The sequence below is a fragment of the Lysobacter rhizosphaerae genome (genome assembly GCF_054779795.1).
In genome coordinates, this window is sequence record NZ_BAAGXO010000004.1 from 275,712 (window position 1) to 295,210 (window position 19,499).

Consider the following 19,499-nt stretch of genomic DNA (forward strand, 5'->3'; position numbering starts at 1 on the left):
ATGCTCGGTACGCGAATCGTCATTAACAGGGGCGGTCGAGACGAGGAAGAGAAGCCGTTCTGGATCTCTTTCGCCGATCTCATGACGGCCCTGATGGTCTTGTTCCTGGTGGTCATGGGAGTCGCGCTGCTGGCGGTGACTCGGAAAGTTTCCGAGCGTGAGCGACAGGAGCAGGAACGAAATCGGAACATCGAGATCCTGCTCAATCGCTTCGAGCAGGCAGCGCAACGCTACCCCGGCATTACCGTGGATCGCGAGCGGGGTGTCATCGACTTCGGGTCGCGTGCGCAGTTCGACTTCGCAAGTTCGGCGCTGGCGCCAGAACGGGGGGCGTTTCTCCGGAGCTTCGTTCCTGAGATTCTTGAGCGGGCGAACGATCGCATTGGCCGGAGTGTCCTCAAGCGCATCGTCGTTGAGGGTTATACCGACCGCACGGGTTCGTATCTCTCGAACCTGAATCTGAGTCTTCAGCGCAGCCAGCGCGTCCTGTGCGCGATGTTTGCGCCGTCCGGGGACCACCTGCTGTCCGACTTGCAGAAGACAGAAGTGCGCGATCTGTTCCTGGTGGGTGGCTATTCCTTCAACGCTTCCAAGAAAACTCCCGAGGAAAGCCGGCGCGTGGAAATGCGGCTCGAGTTCCTGGGGTTGGGTGAGCAGCGGGGCACGGCCGCGGAAGATGACCGCAACTTCGGAAGCTGCTCCCTGTGAGCACCTTGCTGGAAGATCTCGCGCGCCGGTTGGGTGCCAGCGAACAGCGGCGCCCGTCGACGGCTCGCGTGCATCACCGAATGGAAGCGGTACTGGCTGACCTGAAGAAGCGGACGCAGGGCGCAGCGATTCCCGCAATCGACGATGACGTGCAAGAGCGCGTGTTGTCTGCCTTCTGGAGCGAACCGAAGCTTGGGACCCTTCGCGATGCGCGCATGGTCACATTCGGAATGGCGCGCGAGGTGGGCCCACGCCGCCAGTGCGTCATGCGGGACAAACTACGCTTCCGCGCCGTGCTCGACGAACGAGATGGTGTGGGGCAGTGGCTCGATAGTCCACGCCGCTTCCGGCGCTGCTATCAGGGGCTCGTGAGGTCGTACTTTGCTTTCGATCCTGATCATCGCGACGACGCGGCTGCGCGCGAGAACTGGCACGAGTTGCGGGATTACCTCTCTGAGCACCGGACACGAATTGCCACTCACGCGAGGGATCCGGAGTGGGTAGGTACCGCGCAGGCGGAGCCGGAACTGTTTACGGGGAGTCCGTGCTCGCGGTATGCGGCGGCCGCACTCGAAGGCGATCTGGCGCGCGTGCACCAAGTCGGCAGCCACCTCGGCATTCCCGATGCGTCCTGGTTCTTCCGACAGCTGGTCATGGCACGCCTGCACGCTGCCGTGGACGCTGCGGATACACGGTTCATTGGTTACCTGCCTGGGCTGCTGACGATGCTGGACGAGCACCCAACAGTTGCTGATGAGGGGCTCGGATTGCTGCTGGATCGCTACGTGGCCTGTGCCAACCCGTCGCAACACTTGGGATTACGCGAAAAGTCGGTCGTCAGATGGGGCAACCCATGGCTCCCTTCGAGGGAAGCCGCATGGGGTCGCGTCAAGCCTGAGACGCGGCGCTTGGTGGGCGAATGGCTTAAGAGCGAGTTCGTCGAGGCGTTCTTCACGAAGATGGCGACGGACGGCGGTGGGGATCGTCGCCGGATGGATTTCTGGCTGCGCTATGTTCCTGTGATGGACGGGGTGCAGTTCGCATTGGGGGCCTCGATGCGTCAGTTGAAAGACAGGGACTTTCTCCTGCTCAAGAAGCGGATGGAGGGATTAATCTCCAATCTCTCCGAAGGCAGCCCCACCAATAACGCCTTCATCATGCGGCTTGGCGGCATGACGATCGTCGAATTCGGGGACCCCAGTCATGCGGTCTATGGCTACAAGTCGGCAGGCGGAGTTCCATTCGACCTGGATCGACCTCTGGGGATTGCGGTAGACGCAAGGAACTCGCTAAAGAATTCCTCCAACGTGTTGCGGTTGCGACACCAGGATGGCGTTCACGGCTATCGACACTGGGAAGATCGATTTGCCGCTGCGTTGTCGGCAGCCGCTGTGCCAACGCCGACCCGTCGTCGACCTGGAACGTCAGCGGGAGCCGCGACTTCCGTTGCGCCTGCCCTGCCCGCGGGAGCCGGCTCGGGCATTCCGGCTTACTCCAAGACCAATCTTGCGACCTTCGCAAACGACCATCGTATGACCGTGCGGGATATGACCGCCGATAACGGAAATCTTTGGGTGCTGGATTATGGCCGCGTCCCAACTGCGGAAGTGATTCGTACCCTGGCTGCATGGGGCTTTACGCATAAGCTCGGAAAGGGCTGGTGGAGAAAGTAAGAATGTTTGGACGCAAGACCTCGGGTCCTGGATACCAGCGATACGCCACCACGATGGATTGGGATGGCCTGAAGGTTGCCCCATTCCCGAATGGCGAGTTGTCGGACCCTCTGCTGCCCGGGTTCTTGCAGCAGCTCGTTGACGAAGGTCTGGCCGACTCTTGTGGCGATCAGGTTGTCGTTCCCTGGGATGGCCTGTACTCCGCGCTGGACAGCGTCGAGTACGTTGGCTTGGCGCTGGCCTTCGGTCTGCCTCGCGAGACGCAACGCAGCATGGTGCTTCGGAGCGATGGCTCCCTGGCCGATGCGGATTTCAGTATCGCCGTCGCAGGCTGGCGCGCAGCAGGCGGTCCCGTAAGAGTCATTCCGCTTGTCGGGCCAGTGCTGCAATTGACGGATGGGCCTGAGTTGATGCGGGCTGCGCAATGGAGCGTCGTTCGCGATATCCGGCAGTTCGCGGCGCGTGGGGCGGAAAATCACAACGATGCAGCGCACCGCGCTGCCTGGGCGCGCATTCGGCAAGGCGCGCTGGTCGCGGGTGCCGAGGTGGACGACTTCCTGCGTCGCACCATCGTCCTATCGCCGGAGCGGCTCGAAATCCGGCTGCGGCGGTCGGAGCACGTGAATGACGACCATGTCATTGAAGTCGATCCCGCCTTTGCGGGAGCGCCCGACGGCTGGCTCGCCAAATTCGACGCCGCGCAGCGCGTCCAGGATCGCTACGACCTCGTGACGGAGGAAGGCATCGTCCAGGTATTGGTCACACCCCAGGTGCGGACCGTGCTCGAGGAGATCAAGCGCTTCCCGATGCGGCGTGTCGCGGGCTCGCGCGCACAGGCCTTCATTCTCAATCCCTACGCCACGCTCGGCGAAGACGCTCGCAACGTCATCGTGGAGGAGCAGTTCGAGGAGGCCCGCGAGGCCGCCGGGTTGGACTACGACCGTTTTCGTCCGCTGGTCGACCGGGATGACCACGGCTATCCGCACCGTGTCGCTCTCTTCATCGAGGCCGTCAGCAAAGCGGGAGAGGGGAGTGCCGAAGAGGTCCCTCTCGATGACGGCGGCCTCGATCGCTTCGTACGCGACCTGGAAAGTGCGATCGCCAAGCAGTTCCAGCTTCTGGGTTGGAACGGGTACGACCTGGCGCTCGATGGCGATGCTGAACAGCACCTCGAGATGCTTCGCCAGGTGCGCGAACAGCGGCGACTGCCACCGATCCTCATCCACTTCGATTCGGTCCACGACCTCAGCGGCTATTCCTCTCGCATCGCCGGCGTGGGCTTCGAAAAACCCTACGTGTCGCCGTTCATCGCTAAAAAGGATGACGAAGAGGGTTGGTTCCCGGAGAACGTCGTGCCTGGTGTGCTGTACACCCCGCCAGGATCCGATAGGCCGCTGACCATTCCGCTCACGACGGGGCAGCTGAAGGCGCTGGTGGAAGCGATCGCAAAGGCGATCGAGCGTGGCGATGGGACGGTCCTGGTCCCTGGCATCGATGATCCAATCGACGTGCCGACGGCGCAGGCGCTGGTTCAGTCGCTGCAGGGGGCCTTGGGCGCTGTCCAATCAGGCGATTTCGACCCGCCACCACAGCCCGAAGACATCATCCTGCCCGGCGGCGATGCGCCTCCGGCGCCAGATGCGCCTCGGCGGGCGAAGTCGCTACTGTTGCGTTCCAACATTGCTGAGGTCGACTACGAAGAACGGCGCGAGGCTCTGAAGCCTGTTGATGGCGCGACGCGACTGCCCGCCAGTCTGAAAGAGGGAGTCAATCTGCTCCCGCACCAGCACGCTGGTCTCGGTTGGCTGCAGCACCTTCATGCACAGAGGCACGCACACCAGGTGCGCGGTGCGTTGCTGGCCGACGATATGGGCTTGGGCAAGACAATTCAGTTGCTTGCCTTCATGGCGTCGCTGATCGAAACGGATGCCGTTTCCCATCCAATGCTTGTGGTGGCGCCAGTATCTCTGCTCGAGAACTGGAGGGAAGAAATCCAGAAGTTCTTCGTGCCAGGAGCGCTGCCGGTGATGACGGCTTACGGCGCTACGCTGGCTGATCTGAGGGTGCCGCGCGCTCAGATCGACGAGCGTCTGCGCACAGAGGACGGCCTGGTCAACTTCCTGCGCCCCGGATGGGTCGGCGACGCCCGCATCGTTCTGACGACCTATGAAACGCTGCGGGACCTGGAGTTCTCGTTCGCCGCGCAGCATTGGAGCGTCATGGTCTGCGACGAGGCGCAACGGATAAAGAATCCGGCCGCCATGATGACGCGTGCCGCCAAGAAACAGCGTGCCGACTTCCGCATCGCCTGCACGGGTACGCCCGTGGAGAACACGCTCGCCGACCTCTGGTGCCTGTTCGATTTCATCCAGCCTGGTCTGCTCGGCGCGCTCAACGAATTTGGGCGCAAGTACCGTCGGCCGATCGAGGCGCGGACCGATGAGGAAAAGGAACGGGTCGAAGAACTCCGCAGACGCATTGAGCCGCAGACGCTGCGGCGCACGAAGGCGGACGTCGCCAAGGACCTTCCGGAGAAGCTCATTGACCAAGGCTGTCGCGGTCTCCAGATCTCCACGACCCAGCGCAACCTGTACTCGAACGCCGTCCGTGCCTACAAACAGAGTCGCTCGCCCGGTGCCGCCCCCGGCGCATTCACGCATCACCTCGAGCTGCTGCACTACCTCCGACTTCTTTGCACCGCGCCGAGTCCACCTGGCTGCACGGTCTTCCAGCCGGCGCCCGTAGCGCAATACCAGCAGGAAGCACCCAAGTTCGACTGGCTCGTGCGACAGCTGGCTTCGGTCCGGGAGAGGAACGAAAAGGCCATCGTGTTCTGCGAGTTCAAGCAGCTCCAGCGCCTGCTTCAACACTACATCCATGCCGTATTCGGGGTCCGCGCTGACATCATCAACGGCGATACCAGTGCCGATGCCCAGCACGCGAACAGCCGGCAGAAGCGGATCCATGCGTTCCAGGCAAAAGAGGGCTTCGGGGTGATCATCCTGTCGCCGGTGGCAGTTGGATTTGGCGTGAACATCCAGGCCGCGAACCACGTCATCCACTACACACGCACCTGGAACCCAGCCAAGGAGGACCAGGCAACGGACCGTGCCTATCGGATCGGCCAGCGGCTCCCTGTCACGGTGTATTGCCCCATCGTCTCGGCGCCGGACTTTACGACGGTCGACGTCAAACTTGACCGGCTTCTTGAGCTGAAGCGTGAACTCGCCAAGGACATGCTCAATGGCGCAGGAGATGTTGACGGCAGTATCGATCTGCCGGACGTCGTTCCAGGCGATGAGGCGCATGGACTCGAACAGGAGATTACTGCTGACTTGCTGGGCCGATTGGAGTGGCGCCACTTCGAAGGGATGGTCGCGGTTCTATGGGCAAAGCAGGGCTTTGGCACGTGCTACTGCACGCCGGTGTCGGGCGACAATGGGGTGGATATCGTTGCGATCGCGGACGCCAACGGCGTCCTGATCCAGACCAAGACGTCCTCCCGCGTCGACGCGAGGCTCGGATGGGAAACGGTAAAGGACGTCGTGGGTGGGCACGCCTTCTACAGTGGCCAGCATCCGGGAGTGACGTTCGGGAAGGTGGGCGTCACCAACCAGTACTTCAACGATAATGCTGTCGAACAGGCGCGGCTCAATTCCGTCGATCTGTACGACCGCACGCGACTCGCGGACCTGCTGCAGCGCTTTCCTGTGACGTTGACCGAGGTAGAGCGCGTGCTGGCCGCCAGAAAGTGATTAACAAGGATCTCGAATGACCAACGAAGAATTCAAACGCACCCTCTGGGACGCTGCCGACAAATTGCGCGGCTCGGTGGCGGCGGCGCAGTACAAGTACCCGGTGCTGGGGCTGGTGTTCCTCAAGTACGTGTCCGACATGTACGACGCACAGGCGCAGGTGATCCGCAACCGTCTCGCGGAGCCGAAGTCCGATTACTACATCGAGGACGAGGCCACGCGGCAGGAGAGCGAGGCCGCCTTCACCGGCGACAAGACCTTCTTCGATGTCGACAACGTGTTCTGGATTCCGCCGGACGCGCACTTCAGCGTGTTGCTGGCGCAGGCCACCGTGCCGGACCTGGCGCAGCGCCTGGACAAGGCCATGGGCGCGATCGAAGCCGAGAACCCGCGGTTGAAGGGCGTGCTGTACCGCGAGTTCTCGCGTCTTGAACTGGAGCCGGGCAAGCTCGGCGAGCTGATGGGGCTCGTCGCGCGGCTGAAGTTCGATCCGCACAAGCACAACAGTCGCGACGTGTTCGGCGAGGTGTACGAATACTTTCTCGGCCAGTTCGCGCTGAAGGAAGGCGCGCGCGCCGGCGAGTTCTACACGCCCAAGAGCGTGGTCAACCTGCTGGTGGAGATCCTCGCGCCGTTCAAGGGCACCATCTACGACCCGGCCTGCGGCTCGGGCGGCATGTTCGTGCAGTCCGCACGCTTCAAGGACGCGCACCAGGCGCAGCTCAAGAAGAAGGGCGACCTCGCCATCTACGGCCAGGAGCTGATGGCCGCCACCCGTCGCCTGTGCCTGATGAACCTCGCCGTGCACGGCCTCGACGGCGACCTCGGCGCCAGCTACGGCGACACCTTCGCCAACGACCAGCACAAGACCCTGCGTGCCGACTACGTGCTGGCCAACCCGCCGTTCAACATCTCCGACTGGGGCGGCGACAAGCTCGCCGACGACCCGCGCTGGGTACATGGCATCCCGCCCAAGGGCAACGCCAACTTCGCCTGGCTGCAGCACATGCTGGCGCGCCTGTCCGCGCGCGGCCGCGCCGGCATCGTACTGGCCAACGGCTCGATGAGCTCGCAGCAGTCCGGCGAGGGCGACATCCGCCGCGCGATGGTGCAGGCCGACGTGGTCGAGTGCATGGTCGCGCTGCCAGGGCAGCTCTTCTCCAACACCCAGATTCCGGCGTGCCTGTGGTTCCTGTCCAAGGACAAGGGTGTGGGCGGCAACGGCAAGGTGGACCGGCGTGGGCAGGTGCTGTTCATCGATGCGCGCAAGGTGGCCAGCGGCCGCATCAACCGCACCCAGATCGAGTTCACCGATGAAGACATGCAGCGCGTCGCGCAGGCCTACCACCGCTGGCGCGGCAGCGACTTCGTCGATGGCGGCGAGTACGCCGACGAGCCGGGCTTCTGCTACAGCGCGCCGCTGGCGGAAGTGGAGAAGCACGGCTTCGTGCTGACGCCCGGCCGCTATGTCGGCGCGCAGGCGGAAGAGAACGACGACGAAGCCTTCAACGACAAGATGGAGCAGCTGACCGCACAGCTGGCCGAGCAGATGGCGAAGGGGGCGGAGCTGGATGCGGTGATCCGGGAGAAGTTGGGGGCGCTGGGTTATGGCGTTTGAATGGGAGCAGCAGTCACTTGCTGATCTGTATGAATTCAGCTCGGGCTTGTCCAAGCCTCGTTCCGCCTTTGGAACGGGCTATCCATTTCTGTCATTCAAAGATGTCTTTTACAACTCTGCCGTGCCAACGCGCTTAACAGAGCTAGTGAACTCAACTGAACAAGAGCGTGTGCGCGGCTCTGTCAGGCGCGGCGACGTATTTCTTACTAGGACAAGCGAGACGATGGACGAACTCGGCATGAGCTGCGTTGCTCTAGCCGATATCAAGGATGCGACGTTCAACGGATTTACGAAGCGGTTGCGACCTAGGGTTCCGAATCGCGTTGCGCCTGAATTTGCTCGCTACTACTTCAGATCGCCCACCTTTAGGCAAGACATCTATTCGATGTCGTCCCTTTCCACGCGCGCAAGTCTCAACAATGAGATGCTGGAAAGACTGACGATTACGTTTCCTACGTACAACGCGCAACGTGTCATCGGTAACACACTTGGTGCACTGGACGAGCGAATCGACAGTCTGCGCCAGACTAACGCCACCCTCGAAGCCATCGTCCAAGCCCTGTTCAAGTCCTGGTTCGTGGACTTCGATCCCGTGCGCGCTAAGGCCGAAGGCCGCGAGCCGGAGGGCATGGACGCCGTCACCGCCGCCCTGTTCCCCAGCGAGTTCGAGGATTCCGAACTCGGCCCGATTCCGATGGGTTGGCGTTGCGTCCGGTTTGGCGATGTGGCGACCCAATCCAAAGGCAGCATCAATCCGGGGGCGCGGCCGGAACAGAAGTTCGAGCACTACAGCCTTCCCGCATTCGATGCGGGGCAGTTGCCTCTTTCCGAGGGTGGCGAGGCGATCAAGAGCAACAAGACGCCGGTGCCTTCGGGTGCCGTGCTGGTTTCCAAGCTCAATCCACACATTCCCCGCATCTGGTTTGTCGGTGACGTGGCGGAAAACTCGGTGTGTTCCACCGAATTCCTCGTATGGGCACCCAAGCCCGGCATCGGCAGCACGTTTGTGTACTGCCTGGCATCGTCCTTGGCGTTCAACTCCGTCATGCGCCAGTTGGTCACCGGGACGTCCAACAGTCACCAACGCGTCAAGCCAGACCAGCTTGCTGAAGTGCAGGTGGCCGCAATCAGTGATTCATCGGCCGTGGCGTTCGAGTCCATTGCGGCACCACTTCTGCGTCAGGTCGAACGCAATCGCCAGCGCGCCGCCACGCTCGCGCAACTCCGCGACACCCTTCTCCCCCGCCTGATTTCCGGCAAGCTCCGCCTGCCCGAGGCGGTAGTCGAGATGGCGACGGTGGCATAGCAGGACGACGAAGCAGGCGGGATCGGTCAACAAGGACAAAGAATCATGGCTTTTTCAATCGACGAATCCACATGGAATGCGTTCCTGGCCAAATGGCCGCTGGAGCGTCTGCGGACGATGGCATTGGCCGATTACACGAGCGCAGGCAACAAGGACTGCTTCGCGTATTGGATGGAAGCCGGGCTCGATCAGTACGGCAGCATCTGGGGCGGGTCGGCGTTCAAGTTTGGCATCTATTCCCGCAACGAGCACACGCCCAAGCAGGGCGACAGTTCGATTGCCTACGACTCGGACTACGGCTGGTATCGCCGCTTCGGTGAGACCCACGATGCCGCGTTCGAAACCGTGCGCCGGGAAGTGGTCGCGGTTGCGGAGGCGGCGCGCGCCGGCCGCTGGAGCGACATCGACAAGTCCGAGCTTGGCCCCTCCTATCGCTGGAAGATCGCGTTCCACTATCAGGATCGCAGCCAGTCGCGACTGTTTCCCTGCGTGTTCCTGCGCAAGCCATTGCTCCACGCCTGCGGATTGCCCGACAGCGACAGATCGACGCCGCTGAGCACGCTGTACGGGCGCGCTGCTGCCCTGCGCCGCGCGGATGAGTCGCTGATGGACTTCAGCCGCCGCGTGTGGCGCGACTGGGTGATGGCCACGCCGCTGCGGATCACCCTGAAGGACGGCGCAGTGCACAACGGCTACCTGCCGATCAACCTGATCAGCGCCCCGTTCCCGGAGTCGATCCGCGGCGGCAACACCGACGCCGAGGCGGGCGAGCCGGTCAGATTTCGAACCGACACGGGCTGGGAGTTCGAAAGCGATGTACGTGCGCCCGGGACCGACAACGGTCGGATCCGCGTGCGCTTTGGCCGCTACTACCGCGAACGCAACGTGCAGCCCGGCGACGTGATCCAGCTCCAGCCGGACGACGAAGGCGTCTACCTCATCACCCATTACCCGAAGGGCGGTAACCGCCTCCCGGCCACGAACGCGATTCGTTCACCCGCGACGGACTCCATGGCTATCGAAGAACCCGATTCCGAGTGCCTGCCCATGCCCATCAACAAGATCCTCTTTGGCCCCCCCGGCACCGGTAAGACCTACCGTACCGTCGACGAGGCGCTGCGGATACTCGACCCGGTCTATCTCGCCACCCATGGCGGCAGTCGCAGTGCGTTGAAGGCGCGGTTTGACGAATTGGCGAATGCGGGGCGCATCCGCTTCGTGACCTTCCATCAGAGTTTCAGCTACGAGGACTTCGTCGAGGGCATCCGCGCCGACCTCGAAGGCGATGAGGACGGCGAGGACGAGAAAAGCGGCCTGCGCTATCGCATCGATCCCGGCGTCTTCAAGCAGATATGCGACGCGGCGCGTAGCCGCACCGTGGCGGAAGCCGGTTCGGGCATCGACATTGCCGGACGCCGGATCTGGAAGATCTCGTTGGGCGACGCCAACACCGAGGGCCACATCTTCGACGAGTGCATGAGCAAAGGCCTGGCGTTGCTCGGGTTCGGCTCGGGCGCGGACCTGTCGGGCGTGACTTCGAGGGCGGACATCGTGGCGCGACTGCGCGCGGCCGGCGAGCAGGTCGAATCGAACGACTATGCGGTTACGGCGCTGGATCTGCTCGTCCGCCGGGTACAGGTGGGCGACCTGGTGGTGGTCTCGCAGGGCAACCTCAAGTTCCGCGCCATTGGCGAGGTGACCGGCGGCTATGTCCATGTCGATCGCGATGGCGCCGATACCTATGCGCAAGGCCGGCCGGTGCGGTGGCTGCGCCAGTACGACCCGGCGCGTCCGTACACGGACCTGATGGAGAACCGCTTCAGCCAGATGACGATCTACGCGCCGGGAAAGGGCACGATCAACTTGGAGCGCCTGTCGGCCCTGCTAGCGCCGGAACAGGCGGAAGCGCAAGTGGCGGAACCCCACGTGCTGATCATCGACGAGATCAACCGCGGCAACGTATCGCGCATCTTTGGCGAGCTGATCACCCTGATCGAACCCACCAAACGCGAGGGCTGCCCCGAGGCGCTGGAAGTGACGTTGCCGTATTCCAAGAAGCGCTTCAGCGTGCCGCGCAACGTGCACCTGATCGGCACCATGAACACCGCCGATCGTTCCCTGGCCGGGTTGGACGTGGCGCTGCGCCGGCGATTCGAGTTCGTGGAAATGCTGCCCGATATCGATGCACTTGATGAGGTGGTGGTCGACGGGGTGCCGGTGGATGCGCTGCTATCCACCATGAACCGGCGCATCGAGGTGCTGCTGGGCCGCGACTACATGCTGGGTCATGCGTATTTCATGCGCCTGAAGGACGCTCCGTCGCTGGACGTGCTTGCCGAGGTGTTCGAGCGGCAGGTACTGCCCTTGCTGCAGGAATACTTCTTCGCGGACTGGCAGAAGATTGCCTGGGTGCTCAACGACCATCGCAAGCCGGAGGAACTACAGTTCCTCCGGCAGGCCAATGCGGGCATGGCCGAATTGCTGGGTGAAGGCGTGGAGCTGCCTGGCGAAGGTCGCCTGTGGGCGATCAATGAGCAGGCATTCCTCAAGCCGGAAGCCTATCTGGCGATCATCAAGGCTCCCCAGGGCGTCAAGGTTCCCCAGGTCGCGGCGTGACCCTCGTAACCGTCCGCGAGCACGCCAGGCTGACCACCGGGCCGGTCCCGGCCGGTAGCCTCGACGAGGCCAGTATTCCGGTCTCAGCGTTCGACTGGCTGTGCCGCGAGGCCCAGCGGCATCGCGCGGGTGGCGCTGCGCTGGTACAGGTGGAGGATCGGCGCTGGCTGCGACTGGACAACTACGTGGGCGTACTCGAGTCCCCTTGCGGTACGCGGATCGAGATTCTGCCCAAACACGTGCGCGGCGAGACGGACAGGGCCACCGCGCGGAAGGTATTGGTGCGCATGCTCCGCCACGGCCTGCGGCTGCCGGTGCGGGACTCCGGTCCCACCGCGTTGCAGACCTTCGATGCGCCGGTGAGCGAGTGGATCATCCAGCAGTTCCTGCGGGAGCTGGATGCGCTGGTAAGGCGCGGTTTGCGCTTCGACTACCGGCTGGTCGAGGAAGAAGTGCGGTTCATGCGGGGCCGGCTGCAGGTGGCTCGCCAGCTTCGGCAGCCGGTCGGCGGGCAGCACCTGTTCCAGGTGGAGCACCAGGTCTTCGATGCCAACCGCGCGGAGAACCGGTTGATCGCTTCCGCGCTGGTCAAGGTGGCGGGCATGACCCGCGATCCGGCGAACTGGCGCCTGGCGCATGAGCTGGAGCACCAGTTGGTCGAGATCCAATGCAGCCAGGATGTCGCTGGCGATTTTCGGCGCTGGAGCGGCGACCGGCTGATGAGCCACTACGGCAACATCAGGCCGTGGTGCGAGCTGATCCTTGGCAACCGTAATCCGATGTCGGCGCTCGGCGAGTGGACAGGGCGAAGCTTACTGTTCCCGATGGAAAAGGTGTTCGAGTGCTACGTGGAGGCGAGCCTTCGTCGTTGTCTGCCTGCGAAGGCAAAGCTCAGGCCACAGGCGGCTGGTCAATACCTGTGCAGCCAGGGGTCGCGGAAGTTGTTTCAACTGCGCCCCGACTTCGTGGTCGAGTACGAGGGCAGGATGTGGGTAATAGATGCCAAGTGGAAGCTGCTCAATGGGGCCGATGTCGCCAACAACTACGGACTGAGTCAGAGCGACTTCTATCAGCTGTTCGCCTATGGGCAGCGGTACCTGTCGGGGCAAGGACGCCTGGCCCTAGTGTTTCCGAGGTCAGAGACGTTCCTGGCGCCACTGGAACCGTTCGATCTGGAGGATGGGCTGTGGCTGGACGCGGTTCCGTTAGATCTTGAAAGCGGCGAGTTGATCGGCGCGTCACTTCCGGCATGAATCGGGTTATCTCCTCTCACAGATGGCGAAAGGCATGCAGATGAGCGCAAGGCAGCAACGCTTTGGAGTGTCGACGCGATGAAGGAAAATCATCTGGAAGAGGTCTGCCTGGACTGGCTGGAGGGCCTGGGCTGGACTCGCATGCACGGCGAGGCGCTGGCACCCGGTGGTACCGAAGCGGCACGCGAACGCTGGTCCGAGGTGGTGCTGGCGCCACGTTTGCGAGAAGCGCTGGTACGACTAAATCCACAACTGGCCGCCGCCGAGGTGGAGGCTGCCGTTACGCACCTCTCAGGCTTTGGCGCGCAGTCGCTGGTCGACGGCAACCGCGAGGTGTACGACTGGCTACGGAACGGCGTGCCTATTGAACGTGTCGAACACGACGGCCACCGTTCTGTGCTGCGGGTCCGTGTCATGGACTTCGAAGGTGGGCGCAACGATCTGCTCGCCGTGCAGCAGTTCACGGTGCAGGGCCAGAAGCTGCGGCGGCCGGACATTGTGCTGTTCGTCAACGGACTGCCACTGGTGGTGATCGAGCTGAAGAATCCGGCGGATATCAACGCCGATTTCGAATCCGCCTACAACCAGATCCAGACCTACAAGGCGGACATTCCGCAGCTGTTCTGGTTCAACCTGTTCAATGTCATCTCCGACGGCACGGTGGCGCGCTATGGCTCGATCAGCGCCGACCTGTCGCGGCATTCACGCTGGCGCCTGCTGGAGGGGAAGAAGGTCGGTAAGGGGCAGCTGGAGCTCGAAGTACTCATGCGCGGATTGCTGGACTCGCGCACGCTGCTCGACTTCTTCCGTGGCTTTGTCGCCTATGGCGGCGCAGATGGCGGTGCGAGCTTCAAGATCATTGCGCAGTGGCACCAGTACCACGGCGTGCAGCGCGCGGTGGAGCGGGCGGTCGATGCCTTGGTGCATCGCAGGGACGGCAAGGGCGGGGTGATCTGGTTCACCCAGGGGTCGGGCAAGTCGCTGCTGGCGCTGTTTTACGTGATGGCTCTGCGCGACCGTGCCGAGTTCGGCAATCCGACTGTGGTGCTGGTAACCGACCGCAACGATCTGGATGGCCAGCTGTTCGAGACGTTCGCCGACGCCTCGTGGTCGCTGCGCGGCACGCCGCAGCAAGCGGACAGCCGCGAGGATCTGCGCGACAAGCTGTCGCAGGTGCAGGCCGGTGGCATTTACTTCACCACCATCAACAAGTTCGCGCCGCGTCCTGGCGAGGGCGGCGTTCCTGTGCTGTGCGATCGCTCCAACGTCATCGTGATCGCCGATGAGGCGCACCGCACGCAATACGGCTTCACCGCCGAGCTGGACACCAAGAGCGGTCAGACCAAATACGGCCTGGCCAAGTACATGCGCGACGCGTTGCCCAAGGCGATCTATTTGGGCATGACCGGCACGCCGGTGAGCCTGGATGATCGCGACACCGAGGCGGTGTTCGGCACCTATGTCGACGTGTACGACATGATTGCCGCGCAGGAGGACGAGGCCGTCGTCCCCGTGAGCTACGAGTCGCGGATCATCGAGCTGCGCTTCAACGAGGCCGAGAAGCAGGCGCTGATGGACGAGTTTCTCGAAGTTACCGAGGACGAGGACAGCAGCGAGCAGGGCCGGACCGCGAGCCGGTACACGCGGCTTGAAGCGCTGGCGATGGCTGAAGGGCGCCTGGCGATACTGGCGGCCGACCTAGTGGGGCATTGGGAGGCGCGCACGCAATCGCTGGCCGGTAAGGCGATGGTCGTGGCGATCTCGCGCGAGGCGGCGGTGCGGCTGTACGACGAGATCGTGAAACTGCGCCCGGACTGGCACGACGCTGACATCAACAAGGGCCGAATCAAGATCGTGATGACCGGGAGCTCGGCCGATCCGATCCATTTTCAGCCGCACCGTACCGACAAGCCGCAGCGCAAGCTGTTCGAAAAGCGGTTCAAGGATCCGGACGATCCGCTGGAAATCGTGATCGTCCGCGACATGTGGCTGACCGGCTTCGACGCGCCGCCCGTACATACGCTGTATGTCGACAAGCCGATGCAGGGCCACGGCCTGATGCAGGCCATCGCCCGGACCAACCGCATTTGGAAGGGAAAGCCGGGCGGGTTGATCGTCGATTACATCGGCATCGGCGAGGAACTGAAGAAGGCGATCAAGCAGTACACGAAGGATGCTGGCGGTGAACGTGAGCCGGTGGATACCTCGGGTCAGGCGTTGGCGATTCTGCTCGACACGCTGGACGTGATCCGGCGTGAGTTCTTCCATGGATTCGACTATCAGGGCTTCGCCGACCCCAAGCGGGCGCTGGCGCTTCTGGGGCCGGCCATGGAACACGTACTGCAGGTCGATCCGGAACCGGACGAGAAGGGCCGCAATCGGGGCGTACGGGCCTATCTCGACCAGGTAGCTAAGCTCACCAAGGCGCAGGCTTTGGCAGGAACCCGTCATGAGGCGATGGCCTTGCGCGAGGAGATCGCCTTCTTCCAGGCCGCGCGCGTATGCCTGATCAAGCTGACCCGCGCCGGTGAGGGCCGCTCGCGACTGGAGAAAGAGGCGGCGTTGCGGCAGCTGGTCGCCAAGGGCGTGCTCGTGGAAGGCGTCAACGACATCTTCGGTACGCTCGGACTGGGCAAGCCCGACATCTCGCTGCTGGATGAGCACTTCCTTGCGCAGATTCGCGAAATGCCGACCAAGAATCTGGCCGCGGAACTGCTGGAACGGTTGATCGCTGATCAGGTGCGGGCTCGCGGCATGCGCAATGCCATGCAGGGCAAGGAATTTACTGAGCGGCTTGAAGACGCCATTGCGCGCTATCAGAACCGAGCGATCACCACAGTCGAGGTAATCGAGGAACTGATTCGTCTGGCGAAGGAAATCAATTCGGCCAGGCCACCCGACGGAATGACTGAAGAGGAGTTCGCGTTCTATCAGGCGCTGTGTGAGAACGAATCGGCCGTGCGAGAGATGGGGCACCCGGTGCTGCGTGCGCTGGCACAGGAGTTGACCGACAAGCTGAGGAAGTCGGCAACGATCAATTGGCAGAACCGCAATTCTTCGCGGGCGAAGATGATGGCAATGGTCAAGGTTCTCCTAGCCAAGTATCGCTATCCGCCGGACAAGCAGCCCAGCGCACTGGAAAAGGTGATTACGCAAGCGGAACTTCTGGCTGATACGTGGGCGCTTGAAGAGGCTGCGTAGGTAAAGGTTGGTGGGAAGACAGTTCAGCCGGCTGTTGGTCTTGGAACGTTTGGAGGTAAACGATGTCAACAGACCCTCGCTTCGAGATCGAAGACGTACTGACCGCTGCTTCAATCAGATTCAAGCGGCTGACGCTCAATCCGCCTCCGCCGCCGGACCCGAATAGAAGCTTTTCTGCATCGATCGGTGATGTTAGCTATCACTTTGCCGTGGGAGATCGAAACCGTACGGGGCCACCGCCGTGGGCCATTGGGTTCTCCAAGCAGTTCAAGAAAGACACGGCAGCACTCGATCGGAAGGTGATGGGGCGAATCCTGGAAGTTCTGGAGGATCTGTCCGATTACGAGCTTCCATTTCACGCGGTGGGCGATACGTTCAAACCGTTGAAGGGGGAGCTTGAAGGTTGCTGGCGCTATCGGATAGGCGGCGACCGACTTATCCTTCAACCGGAACCGACTAGCGGGCGATTGAACGCCATCGCTTTTGGCGCTCGGGGATCCATCTACGATTAACGTGAAAGCTGCTTTTCCGGGACGCGCTCCGCCAGCGGTAGCACGACTCTTCAAGGCGAAAATCAGGTAAGTACATGCGAATTCACGGCAACCTGTCCAAATGGAACGACGACCGCGGATTTGGATTCATCACTCCCGCCCAAGGGAGCGATGAACTCTTTGTCCACATCTCCGCCTTCCCACGCGACGGCGTCCGGCCGCGCATTGGCGAGCTCGTGTCCTTCGAGGTCGAAGCGGGCAACGACGGCAAGCAGCGCGCCGTCCGCGTCCAGCGACCGGGGCGCCGTGCCGGTGCCAATAGGGCGCGTAGCAGGGACTCGACCGCGGCCACGCCTCGTCCAGTCGCCGCAATGCTCGCCCTGCTGATCGTCGGGGCGATTGGTGCGTTTGGATACAGCACGTTCACTTCGAACCAGGCCGCCGCTCCGGCGCAGTTCTCCACTCCCGCCGCGCCCTCCGCAGTCGATCGGTCTCGCTGCGACGGCCGCACCCGCTGCCCGCAAATGACCTCGTGCGCCGAGGCCAAGTACTTCATCCAACATTGCCCGGCCACCGAGATGGATGGGGACCATGACGGCGTGCCGTGTGAAGACCAGTGGTGCGGTGTGGAGTCCGGGTTCTAGCGGGCCATTCGATTCGGCGCTGTGGGCTAACCGGAGTCAGGCCTCTTGGAAGCGAACCGCCTGCATTCACGCTTGATTTCAACCAGGCGATCCGCAGCCTCCACACGACCCCTGCTGCTGAATCGGTGGGCACGGCACGCTGCCGTATGAGCAGAACACACAGCAGTCGCCCGCTTTCGGGCTGAGGGTTTCGCCGCACGCAGTGCAGGTGTGGAAGAAGAGGCAAGCCTCGGTCGGCATGGTTTCCAGGCTCTGGTGCCCGCAATGCGGGCAGGTCAGGAGGCTTTGCAATTGCACGGCGGTCATTCGGATCTCCGGTGGATGGAAGGAGGGCGGCGTGGCCGCCCTCCCTGAGTCATTGCAACGCGGGCAGTACAAACGCAAACACGGCGCCCAGCGTGGTGCACAGCGTAGCGACGGACCACAGCACCAGGCTGGTTCGCCGCAACCGCGTGCACGCCAGGGCCAGCGCAGGATCGGCGGGGCACGGCAAGGTGCGCGCCCGCCACACCATCGCGCCCGACAGCACCAGCAGGACGAAGGCCAGTCCGAACACGGCGGCCTTGTGCTCCGACAACCACACCAGTTGCGGTACCGCGGTCACCAATCCCGCCAGGGCCGCACCTGCGCCCAGTGCCACCATCACCGCGGGTAGCACGCAGCACACCAGCGTGCCGCCGCTGGCGAGCAGGGTCAGCAGGGCTACACCCAGGTTGCGGCGCAGCGGCGCCTGCGCATCGATCGCGTCAGTCACCGCGCTTCACCTGCTGGCGGATTTCGTCGAGCGAGTGTTCGGTGCGATGGATCGCGACAACGGTGTAGCCGGAATCCTTGAGTGCCTTGCGCAGGGCCGCATCGTCGATGTCGGCGCCATCCTTCAGTTTCACCGCGACGAGGTGGTGTTCGAGGTTGACGAAAACGCCTTCGGTGGCGGGAAGGCCCTTCAGCGTTTTCTCGATGCCCTGGGCGCAGAACCCGCAGACCAGGCCGTTGACGTCCATCTCGATGGTTTTCGCCATCGCAAACGGGGAAGCGCCGAGCAGCAACGCGGCCAGAAGAAACTTGAATCGGTTCATGTGAATAGTCCTGATCAGAAGTTGAACATGGCCATGGCCTGGAGCTTGCCGTCGGTGGTGGCGCCGACCTCGACCCATGCGCCGCGCTTGAAGAAGCGGACGAGGAGCGCGGTTTCGGTGCCATCGAACAGGTCGCCGGTGTAGCGGCGGCCCTGCACGACGAACCAGGTGGCCAGCGTGTCGTACTCGTGCTTGTACGGCGCCCAGCCCAGTTGCAGGGTGTCGATGCGATGCGAGTAGTGATCGCTTTCCTGCAGGTCGGAGCGGAACGAGCCGTACACGCGACGGGTTTCGTAATCGGCCTGGACACCAACGTTGCGTGCCAGCGTGCTGCCGTCGAAATCATTGCCGGTGGCACGCCCAAGGCCGCCCCAGGCGAAGACATTGGCTTGCGCGCCGGGCAGGTTCCAGCGCTTTGCCAGCAGGTTGCCGCGCAGGTAGGTGACGTGGCGCTGCTTGCTGCCGTCTTCGCTGGTCAGTTCGAGCCAGCCGCCGCCCACCGAGTACCAATAACGCGGTGCGTAGAAAAGCTGCACCTCGTTCATGGTGCCGGCGCCGTATTCGGCCATGACCGTCGTGCCTTTCGCGAAAGCGATCGGCTTCGCCATGCCCAGCATGGGCAACAGGCTGAGCAGCGCCATCGCTGCCCAGCGTAAAAGGGATTGCATCAGTGTTCTCCGTGATCGCCGCGCACGGCGGCGTGCGGACGCGAGGCGTCCGTATCGTCGTTACGGAGAGGTCACGCGATCGGAGGTCGGAGCGGTGTATCGATCAGTCGTGAAGGCGGCGCCGGCGCATCCCACGGCACCTGGATCGCCGCTGCGGGAATGCCCATGACCAGGCGCGGCAATTCGGGCAGGCAAGCCGTGCCCATGCAGGCAGACAGGTCGCAGGATGCCGGCGTGCAGCAGTCGCAGGGCATTTTGTGCGCGGCTTTTGCCGCGCCCATGTCGTCGCAGGGCATGTCCGCCATGGCCGCGGCCATCCGCGCGGCTGCGGCGCTTTGCAGCGTGTCGGTCGCGGCCTGTGCGGGCACCACGAGCGCCGTCGTGATCATGGAAATGACCAGGAGCCAGTGCAGAGCCAGACGGGCAAGGTGACGCATCGACATGGGCGGATTGTAGCGCTGCCCGACAACGGACCGCCTGCCTGCCATCG

Annotated in this window: 15 protein-coding genes; 10 read left to right on the plus strand and 5 right to left on the minus strand. The window is 63.1% G+C overall.

The window, feature by feature from the left end:
• From ACYVGE_RS08430 to ACYVGE_RS08475, 10 genes are all read left to right on the plus strand, one after another.
• Positions 1 to 708 carry an OmpA/MotB family protein gene (locus ACYVGE_RS08430; protein ID WP_460728909.1) on the plus strand — a complete coding sequence of 236 codons (708 nt, stop codon included), beginning with the start codon at positions 1 to 3 and terminating at the stop codon, positions 706 to 708.
• Entirely contained in the window at positions 705 to 2,381 is a 1,677-nt protein-coding gene (locus ACYVGE_RS08435; protein WP_460728911.1) for an EH signature domain-containing protein, read from the plus strand. Before ACYVGE_RS08430 ends, ACYVGE_RS08435 begins: the two co-directional genes overlap by 4 nt.
• Before the next feature lie 2 nt (positions 2,382 to 2,383).
• Positions 2,384 to 6,136 carry an SNF2-related protein gene (locus ACYVGE_RS08440; protein ID WP_460728913.1) on the plus strand — a complete coding sequence of 1,251 codons (3,753 nt, stop codon included), beginning with the start codon at positions 2,384 to 2,386 and terminating at the stop codon, positions 6,134 to 6,136.
• A 16-nt stretch (positions 6,137 to 6,152) separates the two neighbouring features.
• A complete protein-coding gene (locus ACYVGE_RS08445) occupies positions 6,153 to 7,754 on the plus strand; it encodes a type I restriction-modification system subunit M (RefSeq protein WP_460728915.1) in 1,602 nt (533 codons plus the stop codon).
• On the plus strand, positions 7,744 to 9,060 hold the full coding sequence (locus ACYVGE_RS08450) for a restriction endonuclease subunit S (protein WP_460728917.1): 1,317 nt from the start codon (positions 7,744 to 7,746) through the stop codon (positions 9,058 to 9,060). Before ACYVGE_RS08445 ends, ACYVGE_RS08450 begins: the two co-directional genes overlap by 11 nt.
• Positions 9,061 to 9,105: 45 nt before the next feature.
• Complete coding sequence (locus tag ACYVGE_RS08455; protein WP_460728919.1) at positions 9,106 to 11,676, plus strand: AAA family ATPase; 2,571 nt, start codon at positions 9,106 to 9,108, stop codon at positions 11,674 to 11,676.
• Positions 11,673 to 12,929: an McrC family protein gene (locus ACYVGE_RS08460; protein WP_460728921.1), complete on the plus strand. Its 1,257-nt coding sequence runs from the start codon at positions 11,673 to 11,675 to the stop codon at positions 12,927 to 12,929. The genes ACYVGE_RS08455 and ACYVGE_RS08460 overlap by 4 nt, the downstream gene beginning before the upstream one ends.
• Positions 12,930 to 13,007: 78 nt before the next feature.
• Positions 13,008 to 16,130: a type I restriction endonuclease subunit R gene (locus tag ACYVGE_RS08465; protein WP_460728923.1), complete on the plus strand. Its 3,123-nt coding sequence runs from the start codon at positions 13,008 to 13,010 to the stop codon at positions 16,128 to 16,130.
• A gap of 62 nt (positions 16,131 to 16,192) precedes the next feature.
• The gene (locus ACYVGE_RS08470) at positions 16,193 to 16,642 is read left to right on the plus strand and encodes a type II toxin-antitoxin system RelE family toxin (protein WP_460728925.1); all 450 of its coding nucleotides are present in this window, start codon (positions 16,193 to 16,195) and stop codon (positions 16,640 to 16,642) included.
• 74 nt (positions 16,643 to 16,716) lie between these two features.
• A complete protein-coding gene (locus ACYVGE_RS08475; protein WP_460728926.1) occupies positions 16,717 to 17,265 on the plus strand; it encodes a cold shock domain-containing protein in 549 nt (182 codons plus the stop codon).
• A gap of 78 nt (positions 17,266 to 17,343) precedes the next feature.
• Here ACYVGE_RS08475 and ACYVGE_RS08480 read toward each other — a convergent pair whose 3' ends face one another.
• The 5 genes from ACYVGE_RS08480 to ACYVGE_RS08500 form a co-directional block, all read right to left on the minus strand.
• Positions 17,344 to 17,571 carry a GDCCVxC domain-containing (seleno)protein gene (locus tag ACYVGE_RS08480; RefSeq protein WP_460728927.1) on the minus strand — a complete coding sequence of 76 codons (228 nt, stop codon included), beginning with the start codon at positions 17,569 to 17,571 and terminating at the stop codon, positions 17,344 to 17,346.
• A 49-nt stretch (positions 17,572 to 17,620) separates the two neighbouring features.
• Positions 17,621 to 18,019, minus strand: coding sequence for a hypothetical protein (locus tag ACYVGE_RS08485; RefSeq protein ID WP_460728928.1), 399 nt, complete (start codon positions 18,017 to 18,019; stop codon positions 17,621 to 17,623).
• Entirely contained in the window at positions 18,012 to 18,341 is a 330-nt protein-coding gene (locus ACYVGE_RS08490) for a heavy-metal-associated domain-containing protein (RefSeq protein WP_460728930.1), read from the minus strand. Before ACYVGE_RS08490 ends, ACYVGE_RS08485 begins: the two co-directional genes overlap by 8 nt.
• A 14-nt stretch (positions 18,342 to 18,355) precedes the next feature.
• Positions 18,356 to 19,009 carry a hypothetical protein gene (locus ACYVGE_RS08495; RefSeq protein ID WP_460728932.1) on the minus strand — a complete coding sequence of 218 codons (654 nt, stop codon included), beginning with the start codon at positions 19,007 to 19,009 and terminating at the stop codon, positions 18,356 to 18,358.
• A 71-nt stretch (positions 19,010 to 19,080) separates the two neighbouring features.
• Positions 19,081 to 19,452, minus strand: coding sequence for a hypothetical protein (locus ACYVGE_RS08500; protein WP_460728934.1), 372 nt, complete (start codon positions 19,450 to 19,452; stop codon positions 19,081 to 19,083).
• Positions 19,453 to 19,499 lie beyond the last annotated feature (47 nt).